The following is a 21,217-nucleotide window of genomic DNA, read 5'->3' as shown; positions in this document are numbered from 1 at the left end:
CACTCAACATCGTCAGGAGGTCGAGTCCCATGCGCGCCCTGCGCCCGCTGCGCCGGTCCGCCTACCGGCGCCTGGCCGCCGCGCTCGCGCTCTCGGTGCTCGCCGAGGGCCTGTGGACCCTGGCCGTGGTCTGGCAGGTGATCGAGCTCGGCGGCGGCCCGCTGGAGCTCTCGCTGGTGTCGGGCGCGCTCGCGCTGGGCCTGATCGTCACCGCGCTGCTCGGCGGCGTGCTGGCCGACCGGGTGCCGCAGAAGCGGATCCTCGTCGGCGTCATGTCGGTGCTCGCGGTGTCGATCGGCCTCGTCGCGGGGCTCTCGGCGCTGGGCGCGCTGACGGTGGCGCTGCTGGTGGTCGTGGCGGTGGCGATCGGCTTGTCGATGGGCCTGTTCTTCCCGGCGTACTCGGCGCTCGTGCCGGCGATGGTCGACGACGACGAGCTGCTCGCGGTCAACGGGCTCGAGGGCGTCGTGCGCCCGGTACTGCTGCAGGGCGCCGGTCCGGCGCTCGCGGGCGCGCTGGTCGCCGCGTACTCGCCGGCCGCGGCGCTCGGGGCCACGGCGGTGGCGTGCGTCGCGGGGCTCGTCGCGGCGCTGTCGCTGCCCCGGCGGGCGCTGCGCCGCGAGCTCGACGGGGGGAGCAAGGGCGTGTCCGCGGTGGTCCGCGACCTCGTCGAGGGGTTCCGCTACATGGTCGCGACGCGGTGGCTGCTCGTGACGCTGGTGTTCGCGTCGCTGATGGTCCTCATGGTGCTCGGGCCGCTCGAGGTGCTCGTCCCGTTCGCGATCATCGAGCGCGCCGGCGGCGGACCCGGCGGGCACTCGCTCGTGCTCCTCGCGCACGGCGCCGGCGGGGCGATCGCGTCGATCCTCGTCGCCTCGCTGCGCCTCCCGCGCCGGTACCTCACGGTCATGATCGTGATGTGGACGGCGGCCTGCGTCCCGATGGTCGTCTTCGGGCTCGCCGACACGCTGTGGCCCATGATCGTCGCGGGGTTCGTCGTCGGCGGCCTGTTCAGCGCGCCGCAGGTCATCTGGGGAACCCTGCTCCAGCGCCGCGTCCCGCCGGCCCTGCTCGGGCGCGTGACGAGCCTCGACTTCTTCGTCTCGCTCGCCTTCATGCCCGTGTCGATGAGCCTCGCGGGACCGGTCAGCGAGGTGGCCGGTCTGACGCCGGTGTTCCTCGCCGCGGGGCTCGCGCCGCTCGCCTTCGGGGCGCTGGCGCTGATCGCGGGCCGGCTGGGCCCGGACGAGATCGCGCACCCGCTCGACGTCCCGGCGACGGACGACGACGCCGCCAGCGGTGCACCGCGGGCGGCGTGAGGTGCGCCTCCGGCGCATGTGAGCACTTTCCCGTGCTGAAGCACGGGAAAGTGCTCACATGCCCACAGGCACCGGGCTCAGCTCGTGGGCTGGGTGAGGTCGTAGACCGTGGTGCCGCCGACCGTCGTCGCCGTGTAGTGCGCGGCGACCCACTCGCTGATCTGGGTACCCACGCTGTCCTCGCCGCCCGCGGGGCGGCCGCCCTGGCCACCCTGGCCGCCCGATGCGACGAAGTAGTGGATGTCGCCTGCGGCCACGTAGGCCTGGAACTGGGCGAGGCTCGGCGCCGCGTCCGAGCCGGAGAATCCGCCGATCGCCATCACCGCGGTGCCGCTGGCGAGCTCGAGATCCGACGCGCCCTGCGCCGAGACGGTGGCCGCCGACCACCGGGTGTCCGTCGCCGTCAGCAGTGCGGTGAGCTCGGCGGACGTCGTCACCTCACCCGGACCGCCACCCGGACCGCCACCCTGGCCGCCACCCGGGCCACCCTGCCCACCGTCCGGCGGCGCCTGCCCGGTCGGCATCTGCCCGCCACCGGGAGGACCGCCCTGTCCGCCACCGGGCCCGCCACCCGCCTCCTGACCGGTGGACGGCCCGGCGCTGACGATCGAGCCCTGGTGCGCGGTGGCCGCCGTCTGCACCGCGTAGGCCGTCGCCCCGCCGGCACCCGCCAGCAGCGCCCCGAGCAGCGCGACCGGCAGGACCCGCCGGCCGGTGTCACGCCCGATCCGCTGCCACACGGAGGCCGGGACGACCAGCGCGATCGCGGCCACGATCCCGGCGATCGCCACGACCCAGCGCAGCCAGGGCAGGAACTCCGGCGTGCGGCGCAGGAGCACGACGCTCCAGGCAGCGGTCAGGGCGACCATCAGTGCGAGGGTCGCGTCGGCCGCCAGCACGCCGCGGCGTCGCCACACCTCGCGGCCGCCGACGACGAGCGTGCCGACCAGCCCGGGCGCCAGGGCCACGGCGTAGTAGGCGTGGATCGTGCCGCTCATGAAGCTGAACACCAGGCCGGTGACGAGCATCCAGCCGCCCCAGAGCACGAGCGCGGCGCGGGCGCGGTCGGTGCGCGGGGCCCGGCTGGTCAGCCAGAGCCCGGCGACCAGCGCCACGAGCGCGGCGGGGAGCAGCCAGCTGATCTGGCCGCCGAAGGAGCTGTTGAACAGGCGCGTGATGCCGGTGGAGCCGCCGAACCCGATGCCCCCGCCCCCACCACCACCGCCGCCGCCACCACCACCGCCGCCACCACCACCGCCGCCCCCGTTGCCCTCGCCGCCGAGGAGGCGACCGAGGCCGTTGTAGCCGAGGACGAGGTCGAGCAGCGTGTTGTCGGTCGAGCCGCCGACGTAGGGGCGGGAGACGGTGGGCCACAGGTCCACGAGCAGCACGTACCAGGCCACCGACGCGACCAGCGCCAGCGTGCCGGCGCCGAGCAGAACCAGCCGCCGGCGCAGCGGCGCCGCCGAGGCGAGCAGGAGCACCGCGGCCAGCGCGGGCAGCACGAGGAACGCCTGCATCATCTTCGTGAGGAAGCCCAGCCCGATCAGCGCGCCGGCCGCGACCGTCCACCACGTGCCGGCACGCGTCGCCGCGGCGTCCACCGCCCGCACGATCGTGTAGGCCGCCGCCACCAGACAGAGAACGAGCAGCGCGTCCGGGTTGTTGAAGCGGAACATCAGCACCGCCACCGGCGTCAGCGCGAGCGCCGCTCCGGCGAGCAGGCCGGCGCCGGGCCCGGACCAGCGCCGCACGGTCAGGTAGAGCAGCCCGACCGCCGCGACGCCCATGAGTGCCTGCGGCGCGAGCATCGACCAGGAGCTGAACCCGAAGATTCGCCCGGACAGGCCCATCACCCAGAGCGAGGCGGGGGGTTTGTCGACGGTGATGAAGTTCGACGAGTCCATCGACCCGAACAGCCATGCCTTCCACGACTGCGTCCCGGCCTGCACCGCGGCCGCGTAGTAGGTGTTGGCGAAGCCCGAGGCGCCGAGGTTCCACAGGTAGAGCACGGCCGTCGCGACGAGCAGGGCGATCAGCGACGGGCGCGCCCAGCGCGGGTCGTCGGGGCGTCCGGTGAGCAAGGTCGGCAGCCGGCGGGCGGCGGCGTGACGCGCGGTGCCGCGAGTGGGGGCGGGGGCGGGTGCGCGTCGGGGCACCCGCAGCTCGGTCGTCAAACCGTCGTGGACCGTCATGGTGCCGACTGTCCGGCCGCACCGTGTCCGTCCGGTGGGCGACGATTGTGAGCGAGCTGTGAACGCGAGCCGAGATCTCACTCAGCCGGCACATTCGGCTCCGGAGACGACCTCGAAAGCCCCGGACGGGTAACGATCACTGAGACGCCCTGCACGTGTAGGTGACGGGCGCCTCGGAACCGGGAACGCTATTCACGTGATCGGTCCCGTGCTGCGTTCGCGGCGTCTGCGCTTCATCGCGCGCCTCGCCGTGAGCGCCGTGTCGGTAGGGATCTTGGTCCTTTCGGCGGTCGGCTGGACTCAGCTGCGTGCACTGGATCGATCCACGCCCGCGGCGGCGGTGATCGACGGCCCCGAGCCCGCGCCGACCGGCGAGCAGAACATCCTGCTCGTCGGTCTCGACAATCGGACCGACGCCCAGGGCAACCCGCTGCCCGAGAACGTCCTCGCCGCGCTCAACGCGGGCGACAGCGAGTCCGGCGGCGGCACGGCCGACTCGCTGACCGTCGTGCACGTCCCCGCGGGCGGCGGCCGCGCCACGGCGATCTCGGTGCCGCGCGACGCCTACGTCGACCTGGGGTCGGGCCTGGGGCGCCACAAGATCAATTCGGCTTGGTCGCGCGCGGCGGCCCAGGCCACCGAGGCCATGACCGGCTCCGGCCCGACCGGCACCACGAGTCTCTTCGCCGCCGAGTCCCCCGGCCCGCCGTCACCGAACGACCCCGCCGTCGTGCGCGCCGCCGGCGCCGCGGGCGCCCGGGCCACGATCGGCGCGGTCCAGCAGCTCACCGGGCTGCCGATCTCGCACTTCGCCGCGGTCAACCTCGCCGGCTTCGCCGACCTCAGCACCGCGATCGGTGGGGTGCCGGTGTGCGTGCGGGGGCCGGTGCAGGACCCCTACTCCGGGCTCTCGCTGTCCGCCGGCCCGCAGGAGGTCAGCGGCGCCCAGGCGCTCGCGTTCGTGCGGCAGCGCCACGGCCTGCCGGGCGGCGACCTCGATCGGATCGCCCGCCAGCAGGTGTTCCTCGCCGGCGCGACCGAGACCCTGCTGTCGGCGAACACGCTCACCGACCCGTTCGCGGTCGGGCGCATCACCGAGGCGGTGTCGCGGTCGGTGACGCTCGACGCCGGTTGGGACGTGCTCGGCTTCGCGCGACAGATGCAGGGGCTCTCCGCCGGTGCGGTCACGTTCCGCACGATCCCCACCGGCTCCACCGAGCTCAGCACCCCGTACGACGGGACGGCGGTCCAGATCGACGCGGGCGAGGTGCGCTCGTTCGTCGCGACGGCCATCGCCGCCGACGCCGGCAACCCCGCGGCCGTGGCCGCGCTCGCCCCGCCGCCCCCGGTCGGGGCCACCGACGCCTCGGTCAGCGCGGGGCTCGACCGCCTCGACGCGTCCTCGTCCGCACGCGACGAGGACGACGCGAGCTCCTCGGACGACGAGTACGCGTCCTCCGACGACGAATCCTCGTCGGACGACGGGGGAAGCTCCTCGAGCAGTGGCCAGCGGGCCGGCTCGCCGAGCAGCACCCCTCCGGTCTCGCCGACTCCGCCGATCACCGCCGCCGCGCCCGGCTGTGTCAACTGACGAGCCGCCCACGCACGGCGGCACCCCGGTACTCCGGCACCCCGAACCGACGAACGGCGCCTTCGCTGCATCGCGCAAGCAGCGAAGACGCCGTTCGTCCACTCTGCGCACCGGGCCGGCACCCGCGCACCCGCGCACCCGGGTGGCTCAGCTCGAGCGCTCAGAGCCCAGCGTCACCGGGACCTCGCGGGGCTGGCCGCCGGGCGAGGCGACGGTCAGCGTCACCTGCGCGCCGGGCTGCTGCGAGCGGATCGCGGCGACGAGGCTGTCGGCGTCCTGGATCACGCGGTCGTTGACCCGGGTGACGACGTCGCCCTCGTTCAGGCCGGCGGAGGCGGCCGCCCCGCCCGGGGCGATCTGGCCGAGCGTCGCGCCGTCCTGTCCGTCGGCCACGCTCACGCCGAGCACCGCCCGGGTGGCGAAGCCCTGCGTCACCAGCTCGTTGCCGATGCGGGCGGCCTGGTCGATCGGGATCGCGAAGCCCAGGCCGATCGAGCCGGACTGGGACTGCTGGCCGCCGGAGGACTGGCCTCCGAGCGAGGCGATCGCCGAGGTGATGCCGACGACCCGGCCCTGCATGTCGACCAGTGCGCCGCCGGAGTTACCGGGGTTGATCGCGGCGTCGGTCTGGATCGCGTCGAGCACCGTCGCCTGTCCGCCCTGGGCGCCGCCGCTCGCGACGGGACGCTGGAGCGCGCTGACGATGCCGGTGGTGACCGTGCCCGACAGGCCCAGCGGCGACCCGACGGCGACGACGTCCTGGCCGACCTGCAGCTGCGAGGAGTCGCCGAGCGTGGCCGGCTGGAGACCGCCGACACCCTGCGCGCGGACGACCGCGAGGTCGGCGCTCGTGTCGGTGCCGACGACCTCCACGGGCGCGCGGTTGCCGTTCTGGAACACCGCGGTGAGACCCTGCGCCTGCCCGGTGGTCGCGCCTCCCTCGGGGGACTGCTCGAGACCGCCGAGCGGCGACTGCTGCTGCGCGGACCGGCCCGCCTCGAGCACGTGGGCGTTGGTGAGGATGAGGCCGTCGGCCGAGATCACCACGCCGGAACCCTCGCCCGACGGGCCCTCGAGCTGGACGACGCTCGGGAGCACCGTGTTGGCGACCTGCTCGACCGACCCGGCCGGCGCGGCCTCGGCGGGCGCGGAGCCCGAGTTGCCGGGGGCCGAAGAGAGCACGGAGCTCCCGCCGTCGTTCGACGACGCGGCCTCGTAGCCGACCACTCCGCCGACACCGCCGGCGACGAGCACCGCGGCGAGTGCTCCGGCGACCAGGGTGGCCGACCGGCGGCGGCGCGGCGGACCGGGCGGCGGACCGGTCGGCGGGGCCGCGTGGCTGGGTGGCGTGGGAGGGGGACCGGGTGGGGAGCCCGGGACGTCGTGCCGGCTCCAGGGGGCGTTCGGGCCGGCGGGGTGGCCGCCGGCGGGGAGGCCCGAGCCGTACGGCGCGGTGGGGTAGCCGCCGGGACGCTCCCCGGCCGGATGCCCGACGGTCGAGCGCCGCTGCGCTGCGTCTGCGACGGGCAGCGTGCCTGTGCCGGACGATCCGCCCGCGGGACGCGCCGTCGGGTCCGCGGCGTGGGACGGGGAGGTGGGGCTGTTGTCGCTCACGCGAACAAGGGTCGGGCCGTCCCCTGTGCTGAGCCTGCGGCATGTCTACGTGGTTCCTGAGAGACCGCTCTGAACTCCGATCGGAACCGGACGAACAGGTCGGCGCGCCTTCCTCAGGGGCGCGCGTGCAGGTCGAGCAGCCCGTCGACCAGTGCGTCCCACGAGTCCCGCGGCGGAAGCTGATGGCCCATCGCCGGGATCTCGAGCAGGTGGGCGCCCGGGATCGCGGCGGCCAGGGCGCGGCCGTGCTCGGGCGGGAAGAGCGGGTCGGCACCACCGTGCACGACGAGCGTCGGCAGGCCGGCGAGCGCGCCGAGATCGGTCGGCCCCATCGGTCCGGTCTCGATCATGAAGTGATTGGCCGCGGCCGCGACATCCCTGCTGCGGGCGACGACCCGTGTGGCGATCGCGCGCACGCGCGCCTCGTCGAAGGCATCCGGCCCGGCGAAGGGACGCTCACCCTCGACGAGCGCCTCGACGGGGTCGGCAGGGCCCGGGCCCTCGTCGGCGAAGACCCCCGCGATCGCGGGGGTCGGCTCGGGAAGGTCGCCGACGGCGGGGTCGATCGGCGAGGTCGCGATCAGGGTCAGGGCGGCGACGCGGTCGGGGTGGGCAAGCGCGAGCCGCTGGGCGAGCCCGCCGCCCATCGACAGCCCGGCGACGTGGGCGCGCTCGACGCCGCACGCGTCGAGCACGGCGACGGCGTCGGTCATCAGGTCGTGGCCCGTGTAGCCGGGTGACCCGGCGGGCCACGACGTCGAGACCCCGGTGTCGCGGTGGTCGTACCGGATCACCCGCAGCCCGCGGTCGACGAGCTGAGCGCACAGGTCGTCGTCCCACCAGTCCATCGACCAGCCCCCGCCGGCGACGAGCAGCAGCGCCGGGGCGTTCGCGTCACCGAGCGACTCGACGCCGAGCCGCACCTCCCCGTCCACGTCGACCAGCACGGCGGACCCCTTCCGGTGGCGTTCTCGAACCTGGAGCGAAGCGGGCGAACCGAGTGATTGTCAAGTGCAACCGGTTCTCCTGCACAGTTCGCGCACAGGTCGCCTCCAGCCTCGGGACAGCCGGACGGACGAACGTGTTCGATCATGGCGCCCCCCAACCTCGCCGCGTTGCGCTCCCCGCTGCGCCCGTCCGTTCCCGCCGCGCCCCCGACACCGACCCGGGCGCTTGCCCAGGCCGATCGCGGTCCGGGGTGGGCTCGGTGGTGCCTGCTCGCGCTGCTCGCCGGGACCGCGGTGCTCTACCTCTGGGGGCTCGGGGCGTCGGGGTGGGCGAACGCGTACTACTCGGCGGCCGCCCAGGCGGGCGCGACGAGCTGGAAGGCGTGGTTCTTCGGGGCCTCGGACGCGCCGGGCCTGATCATGATCGACAAGCCGCCGGTGTCCGTCTGGGTCATGGGGCTCTCGGCCCGGCTGTTCGGGGTGAACGCCTGGGCGATCCTCGTCCCGCAGGCGCTCATGGGCGTCGCATCGGTCGGGCTGCTGCACGCGACCGTGCGCCGATGGGCCGGTCCCGCCGCGGGCCTGCTCGCCGGGCTCGTGCTCGCGCTGACGCCGGTGGCGACGCTGATGTTCCGGTTCAACAACCCGGACGCGCTGCTCGTTCTTCTGCTGGTCGCGGCGGCCTGGGCGCTGACCCGGGCCGTCGACGCCGGCACGCCGCGCGGGGCGTGGCGGTGGCTCGCGCTCGCCGCGGTGCTCGTCGGCACCGGTTTCCTCACCAAGTCGCTGCAGGCGTTCCTCGTGCTGCCGGGGTTCGCCGCGGTCTGGCTCTTCGCCGGCCCGGGGCGGGTGCGCGGGCGGCTGCTGGCGCTGCTCCCGACGGCGGCGGCGCTCGCGGTCGCGTCCGGCTGGTGGGTGGCGGTCGTCGAGCTGTGGCCGGCCACCTCGCGGCCCTACGTCGGCGGGTCGCAGACGAACTCCGCGCTCGAGCTCGTGCTCGGCTACAACGGCCTCGGGCGCCTGACCGGCGACGAGACGGGCAGCGTCGGTCCCGGCGGCGGGGGAGGCGGCGGGGGACGGTCGAGCGGTTCGATGCTGCAGCTGGTCACCGGGGAGATGGCGAGCCAGGTCAGCTGGCTGCTGCCGGCGGCGCTCCTGCTGCTCGTCGCGGTCCTCGTGCTCACCGCGCGCGCGCCGCGGACCGACCGCACCCGAGCCGCGACGATCCTCTGGGGCGGCACCCTGCTCGTCACCGCGGCGGTGTTCACGCTGTCGCGCGGGATCATCCACAGCTACTACGCGGTCGCGCTCGCCCCGCCGATCGCCGCGCTCGTCGGCATCGGTGCCGTGACGCTGGCGCGCCGCCGCGACCGTCTCGGCCACGTGCTGCTGGCCGTGGCCGTCGCCGTCACGGCCGTGTGGTCGTGGGCGCTGCTGCGGGAGACGCCGACGTTCGTGCCGTGGCTCCGGACAGTGGTGCTGGTGTGCGGGCTGGTCGTCGCGGCCGGGCTGCTGGTGCCGGCGGCGCGGGCGGGCCGTGCGCTCGTCACGGCGCTGCTCGCCGGGGCGGTGCTGGTCGGAGTCGCCGGGCCGGCCGCGTCGTCGGTCGTGACGGCCGCGACGACCCACGAGGGTGCTGTCCCGACCGCGGGCCCGGAGAGCGGGCGCGGGCCGGGCGGCTTCGGTGGGGGGCCCGGCGGCGGCCCGGGCCGCGGCGCGGACGGCCCGGGCGTCCCGGACGGCCCGGGCGTCCCGGACGGCGGGCCGGACGGTGGTCCCGGTGGCGCACCGCCCGGCGTTGCGCCCGCTCGTGACCGCGGTGGTCCCGGCGGAGGTCGGGCCGGCGGCATGATGACGTTGCTGCAGGCCAGCCGGCCGTCGGAGGAGCTGACCGCGCTCCTGCGCGACGGCGCGGCCGGGTACACATGGGTCGCTGCGGCGGTCGGGTCGAACGCGGCCGCGGGCTACCAGCTCGCGTCGGGGGCGCCGGTGATGGCGCTCGGCGGGTTCAACGGCACCGACCCGGCGCCGACGCTCGCCCAGTTCCAGAGCCACGTCGCGGCCGGGGCCGTGCACTACTTCGTCGGCGACGAGAGCTCGGCGTCGATCTCGACGACCGACAGCGGCGGCAGCGACGACGCGGCGCGGATCGCCGCGTGGGTCGCGGCGAACTACCGGGCCACGACCGTCGGCGGGACCACCGTCTACGACCTCACCGCGCCGGTGGCGGCCTCATGAGCGATGACCGACGTCACCCGGGCGAGGGCCGCCCGCACAGCGCCGCCACAGGTTCGGCACACGGCCCGTCCACGAACGGCTCCGACGCTGCGATCATGACCGCAGCGACCCCGCTCCGCTCCTCCCCCTCCGCCGCCCGCGAACCCGTCGAGGCGACCGGAGGCGCCGTGCTCGACGTCGTCGTCCCCGTCCACAACGAGGAGCGTGACCTCGCCCCGTCGGTGCGGGCTCTGCACCGGCACCTGAGCGCCGACTTCCCCTACCCGTTCCGGATCACCGTCGCGGACAACGCCAGCACCGACACCACGCTGGCGGTCGCCGAGGCGCTGGCCGACGAGTTCGCCGAGGTCACCGTCGTGCACCTCGACGAGAAGGGCCGGGGGCGGGCTCTGCGCACGGTGTGGTCGGCCTCGGACGCGCCGGTGCTGGCCTACATGGACGTCGACCTCTCGACCGACCTCAACGCCCTGCTCCCGCTGGTCGCCCCGCTGATCTCCGGACACTCCGGCCTCGCGATCGGCTCCCGGCTCGCCCCGGCCTCGCGGGTCGTGCGCGGGGTGAAGCGGGAGGTGATCTCGCGCTGCTACAACGTGCTGCTGCGCGGCACGCTGCGGGCGCGGTTCTCCGACGCGCAGTGCGGGTTCAAGGCGATCCGCGCCGACGTGGCCCGCCGGCTGCTGCCGCTGGTCGAGGACACCGGCTGGTTCTTCGACACCGAGCTGCTGGTGCTCGCCGAGCGCTCGGGGCTGCGGATCCACGAGGTGCCCGTCGACTGGGTCGACGACCCCGACTCGCGCGTGGACGTCATGTCGACCGCGATCGCCGACCTCAAGGGTGTGGCCCGCGTCGGGCACGCGCTGGCCACCGGCGCGCTGCCGGTGGCCCGGCTGCGCGAGGAGTTCGGTCGCGAGCCCCTCTCGGCGGAGCCGTCGCCGGACGAGATGGCCGGCGTCACCCCGGGCCTGACCGGGCAGATGGTGCGCTTCGCCGCGATCGGCGTGGTCTCCACCCTCGCGTTCCTGCTGCTCTACACGCTCTTCCGGGGCGTGCTCGGGCCGCAGCCGTCGAACCTGCTCGCGCTGGTGATCACCGCGGTGGCGAACACCGCGGCCAACCGGCGGCTGACCTTCGGCATCCGCGGGCGCCGCCACGCCGGGCGCAGCCAGATCGAGGGCCTCGCGGTCTTCGGGCTCGGGCTGGCGCTGACCTCGGGCTCGCTGGCCCTGCTCGGCGTGCTCGCGCCGGCAGCCTCCCACGGGGTGGAGCTCGCCGTGCTGGTCGTGGCCAACCTCGTCGCGACCCTCCTGCGCTTCGTCGCCTACCGCGCCTGGGTCTTCCACCCGCGCCGCCAGCGGAGGTGACCGGAGATGTCAGCGACGTGGCGTCGCTGACACCCAGTGTCCGAAATCTTCCGTCGATCATGAACTCGGAGCACCGATGACCACCGCGACCGACCCCGACGTCGACCCACCCGTCGGCGCGGCCCCGACCGATCCGCCGAGCCCGGCCCCTGGCGGCTCGCGGGTCCGGCGGTTCTGGCGCGGCCGGGCCGAGGACCCGCGGTGGGTGCGCCCGGCGCTGCTCGGCCTGCTCGTCGCGACCGCCGTCGCCTACCTGTGGAACCTCGGCGCGTCGGGGTACGCGAACTCGTTCTACGCAGCGGCGGTGCAGGCGGGCACGCAGTCGTGGAAGGCATGGCTCTTCGGCGCGCTGGACGCCCCCGGTCTGATCACGGTGGACAAGCCGCCGGCCTCGCTGTGGGTCATGGTGCTGTCCGGGCGGATCTTCGGGTTCAGCAGCTGGTCGATGCTCGCGCCACAGGCGCTGATGGGTGTCGCCTCGGTCGGCCTCGTCTACCTCACGGTGCGGCGCTGGTCGGGCCCGCGCACGGCGCTCGCCGCCGGGGCGCTGCTCGCGGCGACGCCGGTCGCGGTGCTGATGTTCCGCTTCAACAACCCTGACGCGATGCTCGTGCTGATCATGGTGGCCGCGACCTGGTCGACGACCCGCGCGATCGACGCCGCGGGTCGCCGGGCCGGCACGGGGTGGCTGGTCGTGACGGGCGCGCTCGTCGGGCTGGGCTTCCTCACCAAGCAGCTGCAGGTGCTGCTCGTCGTGCCGGCGCTCGCGCTCGCGGTGCTCGTCGCCGCGCGGTCGCGTCCGTGGCGCCGGATCGGTGACCTGCTCGCCGGCGGCGCCGCCATGGTCGTCTCGGCGGGCTGGTACGTCGCGCTCGTCGAGCTCTGGCCGGCGTCGTCGCGGCCCTATATCGGTGGGTCGACGAACAACTCGCTGCTCGAGCTCGCGCTCGGCTACAACGGGCTCGGCCGCATCTTCGGCGAGGGTCAGGGACGCGGCGGGGGCGGTACGGGTTCGGGCGGGCCCGGCGGCGGGATGCCGGGAGGTGGCTTCCCCGGCGGCGGGATGCCGGCCGGGGTGGGCCCCGGCGGGATGGGCGGTCCGGGCGGCTTCGGAGGCTCCGCCGGGCTCCATCGGCTGTTCACCGGCCAGTTCGCCGGCCAGGCGTCGTGGCTGCTCCCGGCCGCGCTCGTCCTGCTCGTCGCCGCGCTCTGGGCGCTGCGCCGTGCCCCGCGCACCGACCGCACGCGGGCCCTGCTGATCCTTGCCGGCGGTTGGACGCTCGCGCACGTCCTCGTGTTCAGCTACATGAGCGGGATCATCCACGAGTACTACACGGTCGCCCTCGTGCCCGGGATCGCGATCACCACCGCCGTCGGCGCCTCGGTCCTCTGGCGGCGCCGGGACCAGCTGTGGTCGCGGATCGTGCTCGCGGTCGTCGTGGCCGGCACCGCCGCGTGGAGCGCGGTGGTGCTCACCCAGAACGACTGGTTGCCGTGGGCACGCTGGGTGCTGCTCGTCGTCGGTGTGCTCGGCACGGTCGCGGTGCTCACCCCGCCGGCTCGCTGGGGTCGGGCGGCGACGGTCGGGACCGTCGCGGCGCTCGTCGCCGTCCTCGGTGGGTCCACGGCGTTCGCCGCCCAGACGGTGGTGACGCCGCACCAGGGCTCGATCGTCAGCGCCGGCCCCGGCGGCAGCATGGGTCCCGGCGGGATGCCCGGCGGACGTCGTGACGGCGACGGAGCCCGCGACGGCGGCGGCGCGCGGGGCGGGATGGGCGGTCCCGAAGAACAGACGCCGTCGCCCCAGCTCGTCGCGCTCCTGCAGAACGCGGGGACGCGCTGGGCCGCGGCGACCGACGGCGCCATGAACCAGGCGTCGCTGCAGCTCTACAGCGGCGTGCCGGTGATGGCGATGGGCGGCTTCATGGGCAGCGACCCGGCGCCGACCCTCGCCGAGTTCCAGGCGTACGTCGCGTCCGGACAGGTCCGTTACTACGTCGAGGGCAACGGTCCCGGCGGTGCCGGCGGTCCCGGGGGCATGCCGGGCGGCGACACTGGTCGTGACGGCGGTCCGTTCGCACGGGGGGCGAGCGGTGAGATTCGTACCTGGATCGAGTCGAACTTCACGCCGATCGACGTCGGAGGGCGCACCGTGTACGACCTGAGCGCTCCACGTCCCTGAGCGCTGCGCCACGACCGGCTCCGCCGGTGCGCGCGAGGGCCGCGCGGACTCTCCCCCCGAGTTCGCGCGGCCTTCGCCTGTCGGCGCCACCCGCCGTGATCGAAGGCCTGGTCGGTCTCGCGGGAGGGGTGATCTCCATCGCCCTCCGGCCGGCGGTGGTCGAGCCTCGCATCGCGGCCGCCCTGCTGTTCGCCCGGACCTACGCGCCGCAACGGCTGGTCGCCCGGGAACCGGTTCTTCGACCGGCACCTGCGGCGTCAGTCGGCACGACCCTCGCGGTAGGCGCTCGTGAGGTGGCCGTACACGACGATGTTGTCCTCATAGGTGATCATGCGGTGGTCGAAGACGCCGCCGCAGGTGATCAGGCGGATCTGGCTGTCCGGAGTGGGGGAGTAGACGGCCTCGGTGGGGAAGGCGTCCTTCGCGACCTGTTCGACGCGGTCGACCGTGAAGACCGCGGTGGTCTCGTCGTCGCGGTGCACCGCCACCGTCTCACCGGGCGCCATCAGCCCGATCCGGGCGAACGCGCCGTACTCGCCACGGAGGTTGACGTGCGCCGCGAGCACCGCCGGGCCGATCGCCCCGGGGCTCGCGCTGTCCTCGTACCAGCCCACCGTCGAGGCGCGGCGGGGGACGTCGAGGGAGTTGTCGGCGCGCAGACCGAGGTCGGTGGTGTCCTCGGTCGACAGGCCGATCGACGGGATGTCGACGCCGGTGATGTCGGCGGGCGGGAGCGGCCCGGGCACCTCCACCCGTTGGCCCGGCGCCAGCGCCGGAGCCGGCGGGGCGGCGTCGCTCTCGCCGCCGACGACCGCGACGAGCACGCCGATCGCCAGCACGGCGAGGACGAAGGCGGTCAGGCGGCCGGTCACCCGATCGAGGATGCCCCGGGGACCGGGCCGAGTTCACCTCGGCGCGCGGGGGACGGGCGAGATCGGGCGAGCGGTCACGTCGAGGGAGTTGTCGTCGCGCAGGCCGACGCTGGCAACGCACTCCGGTCGGAGACGCACCGTGATCGACCACCTCGATCCGGTGGCGAGGTCTGCACGCCGCGTTCGAGCAGGCGGGTCGCCTGGAGATCCTCCCGAAACCGCGCGGCGCGATGCGGGTCCGCGCCGAGTGCCCGTGTTCTTCGAGGTCACAGCCGAATAACACAACGTGCTCATGGCGTTCGGGGTTCCGCGACCGCAGCGCGTCCACCGTTCGAGTGGTCTCGCGGCTCGTGGGCGCGGGATCTCCGAGGGCGGGTAACGGCAGTGACTCTCCGTGCGACGTGTGGAGCGAACGGTCGAACGCACTCGGCCGCACACGCTCGAAGGGGAGTACCGATGAGGGGTCGACGGAGCAGCCGCAGCGCCGCGGTCGTGTTGGCCGGCTGCGTGGGACTGGCGGTGATCGCTCCGGGACTCGCGCTCGCGGCTCCGATCCCCGGGCCGACGACGGAGGCCGAGTGCGAGGCGCTCGGCTCCACCTACACCTGGGCCAACGGCGTCTGCGATGACGGCTCGAGCTCGAACCCGACCGTCGGTGACACCGACACGGACACCTCGGGCGGCTCCTCCGGCTCCGGCTCGGGTGACTCCGACTCGGGTGACTCCGGCTCGTCCGGCTCCGACTCGGGTGACTCCGGCTCGGGTGACTCCGGCTCGGGTGACACCGCCTCGGGTGACACCGGCGCGCCGGCCGTCACGCCGTCGATTCCCGCGGTCACCCCGGGCGGATCGACTCCCGATGTCGGCGGCGGCGAGCAGACCGGCGGCGAGCAGACCGGCCGCCAGCAGGGCAACGACGACGCGGTCGTCGACCCGAACGCCGGTCGGCCCGGTGACACCGGCCACGTCGCGCCGGAGGGCAACACCGAGCAGACCCCGGCACCCACCGCCGCCGACGTCGACGAAAAGCTCGACGGCCTCCAGAAGGAGATCGACAAGATCGTCCCCGCCGCCGGTGCGAACCCGGTCAAGCTCCCGGGTCTGCCGGTCAACATCCCGCAGCCCGGTGCGGACGGGAAGTTCGAGAGCGTCAACGACGCCTGCCTCAACGCGCTCTCGCAGCTGGAGTTCCCCGCCGGCACCGACGAGGCCGTCCTCCAGAACATCAGCGGCGAGCTGCAGAGCTTCTGCGCCGGCCTGAACACGACCGACGTCCGCGTCTGCTTCGACCACCTGCGTGACGTCCTGAAGCACCTCTGCCCGACGATCATCGAGCACAACACCACGGTCAACATCGTCAACTGGAACGTCCCCGACGAGTGGTGGGGCGCCTACTGGCACAACCGCTACGACGTGGACTGCGACGAGCTCACCTACGACGAGGCCAACGCCATCCTCGACTGGGACCGCTCGGACCCGTTCCGTCTCGACCGTGACGACGACGGCGAGGCCTGCGAGCGGAACGCCCACGACGAGGAGGTCGACTACGCCAGCTACCCCGAGGGTGGTGTCTCGACCGGCGACGGCAGCACGTCCACCGGTGCCTCGCCCGCCGAGATCGCTCTCGCCGCGGGTGCGCTCGGTGGCCTCGGCGCCACCGGCCTGGTCGTCGTCCGCCGCTACGCGAAGCAGAGCTGATCACCATGGCCGTCACGAACGACAAGAAGCCCGGCACGAGCACCACCACCCGCGCGACCATCGGTGTCCTCGTCGTCCTCGCCCTGCTCGCGGCGGCGGCCTACCTCTCCGGCGACTTCTCGCAGCGCACCGGCCCGGCAGTCGCCGAGCGGCCGGCCGGGCGCACCGAGGTCGCGATGCCGCTCGACGCGGCCGGGACCGCGAACCTGCGGATCCCCTCGATCGGCGTCGACACCCGGCAGCTGACCGAGCTCGGGCAGACGGAGGACCGCCGGCTGGAGGTCCCGCAGGACGCCACGACCGTCGGCCACTACCGCGGCGGCGCGGCGCCCGGCGAGACCGGCCCGGCCGTCTACGCCTCCCACGTGAACTACCACGGTGTCGAGGGCGGCTTCGCCCGCCTCGCGGACGTCGAGGCCGGCGACCAGGTGGTGATCGAGCGCACCGACGGCGTCACCGTGGTCTACGCGGTCGACCGGGTCGACACCGTCTCGAAGGACGCCTTCCCGACGGTGCAGGTCTACGGCCCGACCACGGGCCCGGAGCTGCGGCTGATCACCTGCGGCGGCGAGTTCAACAGCGACGTCCGGAGCTACGAGGACAACGTCGTCGTGTACGGCCACGCCGTGGAGGCCTACCGCGCGTAGCCTCCCGGCTCCCGAGAACGGCCGGACTCCGCACGGTGCGGGGTCCGGCCGTCGTCGTTGACGGGGGTTCTCAGCCTCCCCACAGGCGGCCGTCAGCCCGCCCACACCGCCCGCGCGCAGCGTGGATCGCATGATCCCCCTCGCGGCGGTGAAGACCGGGCCCACGGTCCCGCTCCTCGAGGCGCCGCCCCGGCGCACCGGGTCGCGAGGGCGGATCGCTGCGGTGCTCGCGATCGTCCTCGGGACCGCCACCGTGATCGGCTCCTACGCCCTCGCCGTGCTCGACCCGACCGGCCGGGCGCTCGACGACGCCGTCATGGACGCGGCCACCGGTGTGGGCCTGCGCGGTGAGGGCCTCGACGTCCTCGATCTCGTCGGCATCCCGACGGTCGCGCTGGCGGTGGTCGTGCTGGCCGGCGTGGCGCTCGCCCGCGGGCGGGGTGATCGCGCCGTGGAGGTCGTGGCGTTGGTGCTCGGGGCGCAGCTGGTGACCCAGGTGCTCAAGGCCGGGCTCGTCCGCCCCGACTCGCTCGAGGGCAACTCGCTGCCGAGCGGGCATGTGACGCTGGTGGCCTCGCTGGGTCTGGCGCTCGTGCTCGTGGTGCCCCGCGCGATGCGCCCGCTCGCGGGCCCGGCCGCCGTGGTCGTCACCGGGGTCGCCGGCGTCGCCACGATGGTCGCGGGCTGGCACCGGCCCAGCGACGTGCTCGCCGCGGTCGGCGTCGTCGTCGCGACCGGTGGCGTCGTCACCCTCGCGGGGGCGCTGCTCCGGGGGCGACAGCGTCCACGACCTGCATGACCGAGTCCCACCGCGTCCCGACCCGCACGAACCCGTGCCGCACGAGGGCGTCGGCGAGCTCGCCGCGACGGAACAGCCGCGCCTGTCCGCCGCGCGCCAGCGCCTCGGTGAGCACCCGGAACGGCCCGCGGCCGTGGGCGGGCACGGCGACGGCGATCCGGCCACCGGGGCGCAGGACCCGGCGGATCTGCGCGAGCGCGGTGTCGAGATCGGGGACGAGCTGCAGGAGCAGCGAGCAGCAGACCGCGTCGAGGCACGCGCCCCGCAACGGCAGCGCCATCGCGTCGGCGCGCACGAACACCGTGTTCGGCGCCGTGATCGTCCTCGCGGCACGGGTGAGCATCGCGGGCGAGAGGTCGGCGCCGATCACCAGCCCGTCCGGTCCGACGGCGTCGGCGAGGTGACGCGTGAGGGTCCCGGGTCCGCACGCGAGGTCGAGCACGGTCTCGCCGCCGACGAGGTCGAGGCGCGGCACGACGCCGTAGAAGTCGCGGAACAGCCCGCCGAACGCGAGGTCCGGGACACTGTTGCGGACGCGGTCGCCGGCGCCGACCAGCCGGTCGTAGAACCCGGCGCCGCCCCCGGACTCCCACAGGTCCTGGATGCGCCCACGCGAGCCCGGCAGGCCTTCGACGAGGTCGAACCACGGGGCCGCCGGGTCGTCGGGCAGGGCGACGTCGAGCAGCGGGGCGAGGCGCTCGGCGGCGGTCACGCGCTCGCCTCCACCGCCGACCGCAGCGCCGCGAACTCGGCGGTCATCGCGTCGGCGAGATCGTCGAGGTCCGGCAGGAGCTCGGCGCAGGCCAGCAGGCCGAAGTCCAGCTGGTCGACGTAGCTCTGCACCGTGACGTTGAGCCCGACGCCGTCGGCCACCGCGGAGACCGGCACGTAGTGGGTCATCGCGGCGGGCCCGACGTACAGCGGCTCGGTCGGGCCGGGGACGTTGGAGACGATGAGGTTGAACGGTGCGCGCCCGACGGTGGACCAGCGGGTCACCGCGCGGCTGAACGCCGTGGTCATCAGGGGTGCGCCCAGGTCGGCGGCCTCCGGCGTGAGCTCGCCGGGCAACGCCTTGAACACCTGCTTGGCGAGATCCAGCGCCGCGTGCGCGGCGCGCACCCGCTCCAACGGCCCGTCGACGTCGGTCGGCAGCGCCGCGATCGTCCCCGAGACGCGGTTGGTCCAGCGCTCCTCTTCGTCGCCACTGCGCAGCGACACGGGGATCATCGCCGTGAGCGGCTGGTCGGGCAGCTCGCCGCGGTCGAGCAGCCATCGGCGCAGCCCGCCGCCGCAGAGGGCCACGACGACGTCGTTGATCGTCGCGCCGGACGCCTGGCCGAGCGCCTTGACCTCGGCCAGCGGCACCGACCGGTGGGCGAAGCGCCGGTACCGGCTGATCGGATGGTTGAACGGTGTCGGCGGCGACGTGAGCGGGGGCAGCCGCGGCAGCCGGTCGTCGTCCTCGCGGGCGCGGCCGGTGTTGAGCAGCGAGCCCAGCGGCCCACGCAACGTCCCCCGGACCGCGTCGGCCAGGTCGATCACCGCCGGGTTGCGGGTGGCACGGGCGAGCTTCTGACCGGCGCGGGCGGCGAGGAGCAGGCCGCGACCCGGTCGCCGGACGCCGTTGACCGCGGCGCGGGCGAGCACCTCGGTGGTCGACGGCGGGGTCTCGCCACGCCACCGTCCTGCCTCGGCGGGACGCTCGGCGTCCGGGGTGTCCTCGAGCATGAGCTCGAGCAGCTCCGCGCCCGCGGCCCCGTCGACGGCGCTGTGGTGGATCATCGTGAGGATCGCGAAGCGGTCGCCGGCGAGGCCCTCGATGACGTGCGAGACCCACAGCGGGTGGTCACGGTCCATCGGCGCCGCGACGAGCCGGCCGACCAGCTCGTCGAGCTCCGCGTCCCCGCCGGGCGGCGGCACCGCGCTGCGGCGGACGTGGAAGTCGAGGTCGAAGTCGGGGTCCGCGATCCAGTACGGGTGGTCGAGCCCGAACGGCACCGGCACCAGGCGCCGGCGCAGCGGCTCGAGCTGGTGGATGCGGTCGGCGAGCTGACGACGCCAGGCCGGGAAGGGCTCGACGTCGGGATCCGGCCGTTCGAGGATCAGCAGCTGGCTGATGTGGGTGAACTGGTGCTCGTCCTCGGCGTCCAGGAACACCGAGTCCAGGCCCGACAGCTGCTTCACTCCGGTGGCCTCCTCGCCGACGCCGGTGACGACCGTCGAGTCTGAGGCCGGACGGTCGGCGCGGCCACCTGACCGCGCTACGGCCGGACGATCCCACGTTCACCTCATCGATGGACTCAAGCTCGGATGGCCGATGTCCGTAACCTCCCGTCGTCACGACCGTTGAGCGTTCCGGAGGGCTGCTCACCCGATCGGTGGTGCCTTCCCGAACCGGACCACCTGGCCGGACGAACGGACGGAGAGCCACCGCATGGGCAGGCACCAGATGGCGGCGTCCTCACGGCGCGCTCGGGTCGCGCTCGGGGCGCTCCCGCTGGTCGCCACCGTCGGCGCCATCGGCATCGGGTCCGTGGTGTTGAGCCCCGTCAGCTCCGACGCGCCCCTGGAGCCCCCGAACGTCGGTGCCGGCAGCTTCGGCGGCGGGTTCGCCGCGGCAGCGCCGGCCTCCCGGCCGCTCGGGCCCGGCGTCGCTCCGGCCCCGGCCCAGGTGCTCGACCTCGCCTCGACCGGTGGCTCCGTCACGGCCGACCGGGACACCTCCGGCGGCACGATCGGCACCGCCCGTTCCGGCGGGGGCGACACCGCGCCGACCCGTCGCGCTACCCGGGCGAGCGCCGACGACGACGCCCCCGCGCGTGGCACGACCGCTCGGGCGACCGGCACGTCGTCCTCGGACGGCGGTTCCTACGGCGGCAACTCCGCCGGCGGTGGCGGCGGGAGCACCGGCAGCGGCGGCGGGAGCACCGGCGGTGGCGGCGGGAGCACCGACAGCGGCGGCGGGAGCGCCGACAGCGGCGGCGGCGGGGGCTCCGGCGGCTCGGGCGAGCCCGGAGGATCCGGGAGCTCGGGTGGCTCCGGCGGCGCGAACGGGGGCCTGCTCGGCGGAGTCGTCGGTGGCCTGTCCGACACCGTCTCGGGGACGACGTCCCTGCTCTCGTTCGGTGAGTCGTCCCCGAGCGTGCTCTCCTTCGACTGACGACGCCCACCGCGGGCCTGCGGCGGTCACCACATCGACCGGAAATATAGTTAGGTGATACAACGGTCTGGTGACCGCACGGCCCGACACGCGCCTGGCGACCGCGGCCGCCCTCGACGCCTTCGCGGCGTGGGCGATCCGCTCCACCGCCGACCGTGAGCTGAGCCTGACCACGGCGTCGACGCTCGCCACCCTCGATCGGAGCGGACCGCAGCGGCTCTCCGACCTCGCGGCGAGCGAGGGCGTCACGCAACCGAGTATGACCGCGCTGGTCACGCGCCTCGAGCGCGACGGTTTCGCCACCCGCGGCGACGATCCCACCGACCGGCGTGCCGTGATCGTCACGCTGACCGACGCGGGTCGCGACGTGCTCCTGAGCCGCCGGACCCGGCGGGCCACGCGGCTCGCCGCGCTCCTCGACCACCTCGGCCCGGAGGACCGGGAGGCGGTCGAGGCCGCCGCCGGTGCCCTGGCCCGCCTGACCCTGACCCCTGTCGACCCCTCTCGAGGAGAGTCGTGAGTACGGACACGAAGCGTCCAACGGAGCGCGCCGACAGGCGAGCGGGACCACACGGCAGCGCTCCGGCGAGCCCG

16 protein-coding genes are annotated in these 21,217 nt (G+C 74.7%); 10 read left to right on the top strand and 6 right to left on the bottom strand.

Annotated elements, in window-relative coordinates; genetic code table 11:
* Positions 1–29: 29 nt before the first annotated feature.
* The gene (locus AC2A1K_RS28935) at positions 30–1,319 is read left to right on the top strand and encodes an MFS transporter (protein ID WP_483899809.1); all 1,290 of its coding nucleotides are present in this window, start codon (positions 30–32) and stop codon (positions 1,317–1,319) included.
* A gap of 77 nt (positions 1,320–1,396) precedes the next feature.
* Here the strand turns inward: AC2A1K_RS28935 and AC2A1K_RS28930 are convergent, their stop codons facing one another.
* Positions 1,397–3,514, bottom strand: a complete 2,118-nt coding sequence (locus AC2A1K_RS28930) for an ArnT family glycosyltransferase (protein ID WP_483899808.1) — start codon at positions 3,512–3,514, stop codon at positions 1,397–1,399.
* Between the two features lie 196 nt (positions 3,515–3,710).
* On the opposite strand from AC2A1K_RS28930, the gene AC2A1K_RS28925 reads away from it, so the two are divergent.
* Positions 3,711–5,105 carry an LCP family protein gene (locus AC2A1K_RS28925; protein ID WP_483899807.1) on the top strand — a complete coding sequence of 465 codons (1,395 nt, stop codon included), beginning with the start codon at positions 3,711–3,713 and terminating at the stop codon, positions 5,103–5,105.
* Positions 5,106–5,252: 147 nt separating this feature from the next.
* On the opposite strand, the gene AC2A1K_RS28920 is transcribed toward AC2A1K_RS28925, so the two are convergent.
* Both AC2A1K_RS28920 and AC2A1K_RS28915 read right to left on the bottom strand, forming a co-directional pair.
* The gene (locus AC2A1K_RS28920; protein WP_483899806.1) at positions 5,253–6,719 is read right to left on the bottom strand and encodes a S1C family serine protease; all 1,467 of its coding nucleotides are present in this window, start codon (positions 6,717–6,719) and stop codon (positions 5,253–5,255) included.
* A 113-nt stretch (positions 6,720–6,832) separates the two neighbouring features.
* Positions 6,833–7,666 (bottom strand): alpha/beta fold hydrolase, encoded by an 834-nt coding sequence (locus AC2A1K_RS28915; protein WP_483899805.1) that lies wholly within the window; start codon positions 7,664–7,666, stop codon positions 6,833–6,835.
* A gap of 144 nt (positions 7,667–7,810) precedes the next feature.
* On the opposite strand from AC2A1K_RS28915, the gene AC2A1K_RS28910 reads away from it, so the two are divergent.
* The 3 genes from AC2A1K_RS28910 (at position 7,811) to AC2A1K_RS28900 (ending at position 13,447) form a co-directional block, all read left to right on the top strand.
* Positions 7,811–9,904, top strand: a complete 2,094-nt coding sequence (locus AC2A1K_RS28910; RefSeq protein ID WP_483899804.1) for an ArnT family glycosyltransferase — start codon at positions 7,811–7,813, stop codon at positions 9,902–9,904.
* Positions 9,905–9,999: 95 nt separating this feature from the next.
* The gene (locus AC2A1K_RS28905; RefSeq protein WP_483899803.1) at positions 10,000–11,265 is read left to right on the top strand and encodes a bifunctional glycosyltransferase family 2/GtrA family protein; all 1,266 of its coding nucleotides are present in this window, start codon (positions 10,000–10,002) and stop codon (positions 11,263–11,265) included.
* A 76-nt stretch (positions 11,266–11,341) separates the two neighbouring features.
* Positions 11,342–13,447, top strand: a complete 2,106-nt coding sequence (locus AC2A1K_RS28900) for an ArnT family glycosyltransferase (protein WP_483899802.1) — start codon at positions 11,342–11,344, stop codon at positions 13,445–13,447.
* Positions 13,448–13,704: 257 nt separating this feature from the next.
* Here the strand turns inward: AC2A1K_RS28900 and AC2A1K_RS28895 are convergent, their stop codons facing one another.
* Entirely contained in the window at positions 13,705–14,319 is a 615-nt protein-coding gene (locus AC2A1K_RS28895) for a class F sortase (RefSeq protein ID WP_483899801.1), read from the bottom strand.
* 456 nt (positions 14,320–14,775) lie between these two features.
* Between AC2A1K_RS28895 and AC2A1K_RS28890 the strand changes: the two genes are divergently transcribed.
* The 3 genes from AC2A1K_RS28890 (at position 14,776) to AC2A1K_RS28880 (ending at position 17,463) form a co-directional block, all read left to right on the top strand.
* The gene (locus tag AC2A1K_RS28890; RefSeq protein ID WP_483899800.1) at positions 14,776–16,017 is read left to right on the top strand and encodes a hypothetical protein; all 1,242 of its coding nucleotides are present in this window, start codon (positions 14,776–14,778) and stop codon (positions 16,015–16,017) included.
* Between the two features lie 5 nt (positions 16,018–16,022).
* Positions 16,023–16,664, top strand: a complete 642-nt coding sequence (locus AC2A1K_RS28885; protein WP_483899799.1) for a sortase domain-containing protein — start codon at positions 16,023–16,025, stop codon at positions 16,662–16,664.
* Positions 16,665–16,794: 130 nt separating this feature from the next.
* Positions 16,795–17,463, top strand: coding sequence for a phosphatase PAP2 family protein (locus AC2A1K_RS28880; protein WP_483899798.1), 669 nt, complete (start codon positions 16,795–16,797; stop codon positions 17,461–17,463).
* Here the strand turns inward: AC2A1K_RS28880 and AC2A1K_RS28875 are convergent.
* Together AC2A1K_RS28875 and AC2A1K_RS28870 are read right to left on the bottom strand one after the other, a co-directional pair.
* Complete coding sequence (locus AC2A1K_RS28875; protein WP_483899797.1) at positions 17,411–18,175, bottom strand: class I SAM-dependent methyltransferase; 765 nt, start codon at positions 18,173–18,175, stop codon at positions 17,411–17,413. The genes AC2A1K_RS28880 and AC2A1K_RS28875 overlap by 53 nt on opposite strands.
* Positions 18,172–19,647, bottom strand: a complete 1,476-nt coding sequence (locus tag AC2A1K_RS28870) for a WS/DGAT/MGAT family O-acyltransferase (RefSeq protein ID WP_483899796.1) — start codon at positions 19,645–19,647, stop codon at positions 18,172–18,174. Before AC2A1K_RS28870 ends, AC2A1K_RS28875 begins: the two co-directional genes overlap by 4 nt.
* 250 nt (positions 19,648–19,897) lie before the next feature.
* Here AC2A1K_RS28870 and AC2A1K_RS28865 point away from each other — a divergent pair, with 250 nt between their 5' ends.
* Positions 19,898–20,623, top strand: coding sequence for a hypothetical protein (locus AC2A1K_RS28865; RefSeq protein ID WP_483899795.1), 726 nt, complete (start codon positions 19,898–19,900; stop codon positions 20,621–20,623).
* Between the two features lie 70 nt (positions 20,624–20,693).
* Entirely contained in the window at positions 20,694–21,143 is a 450-nt protein-coding gene (locus AC2A1K_RS28860; protein ID WP_483899794.1) for a MarR family winged helix-turn-helix transcriptional regulator, read from the top strand.
* The last annotated feature ends 74 nt before the right edge of the window (positions 21,144–21,217 follow it).

The sequence above is a fragment of the Actinomycetospora sp. 2LY8.5 genome (assembly GCF_057180585.1).
Note: the sequence above shows the minus strand (reverse complement) of the source record. Positions and strands in the feature narration are given on the sequence as shown.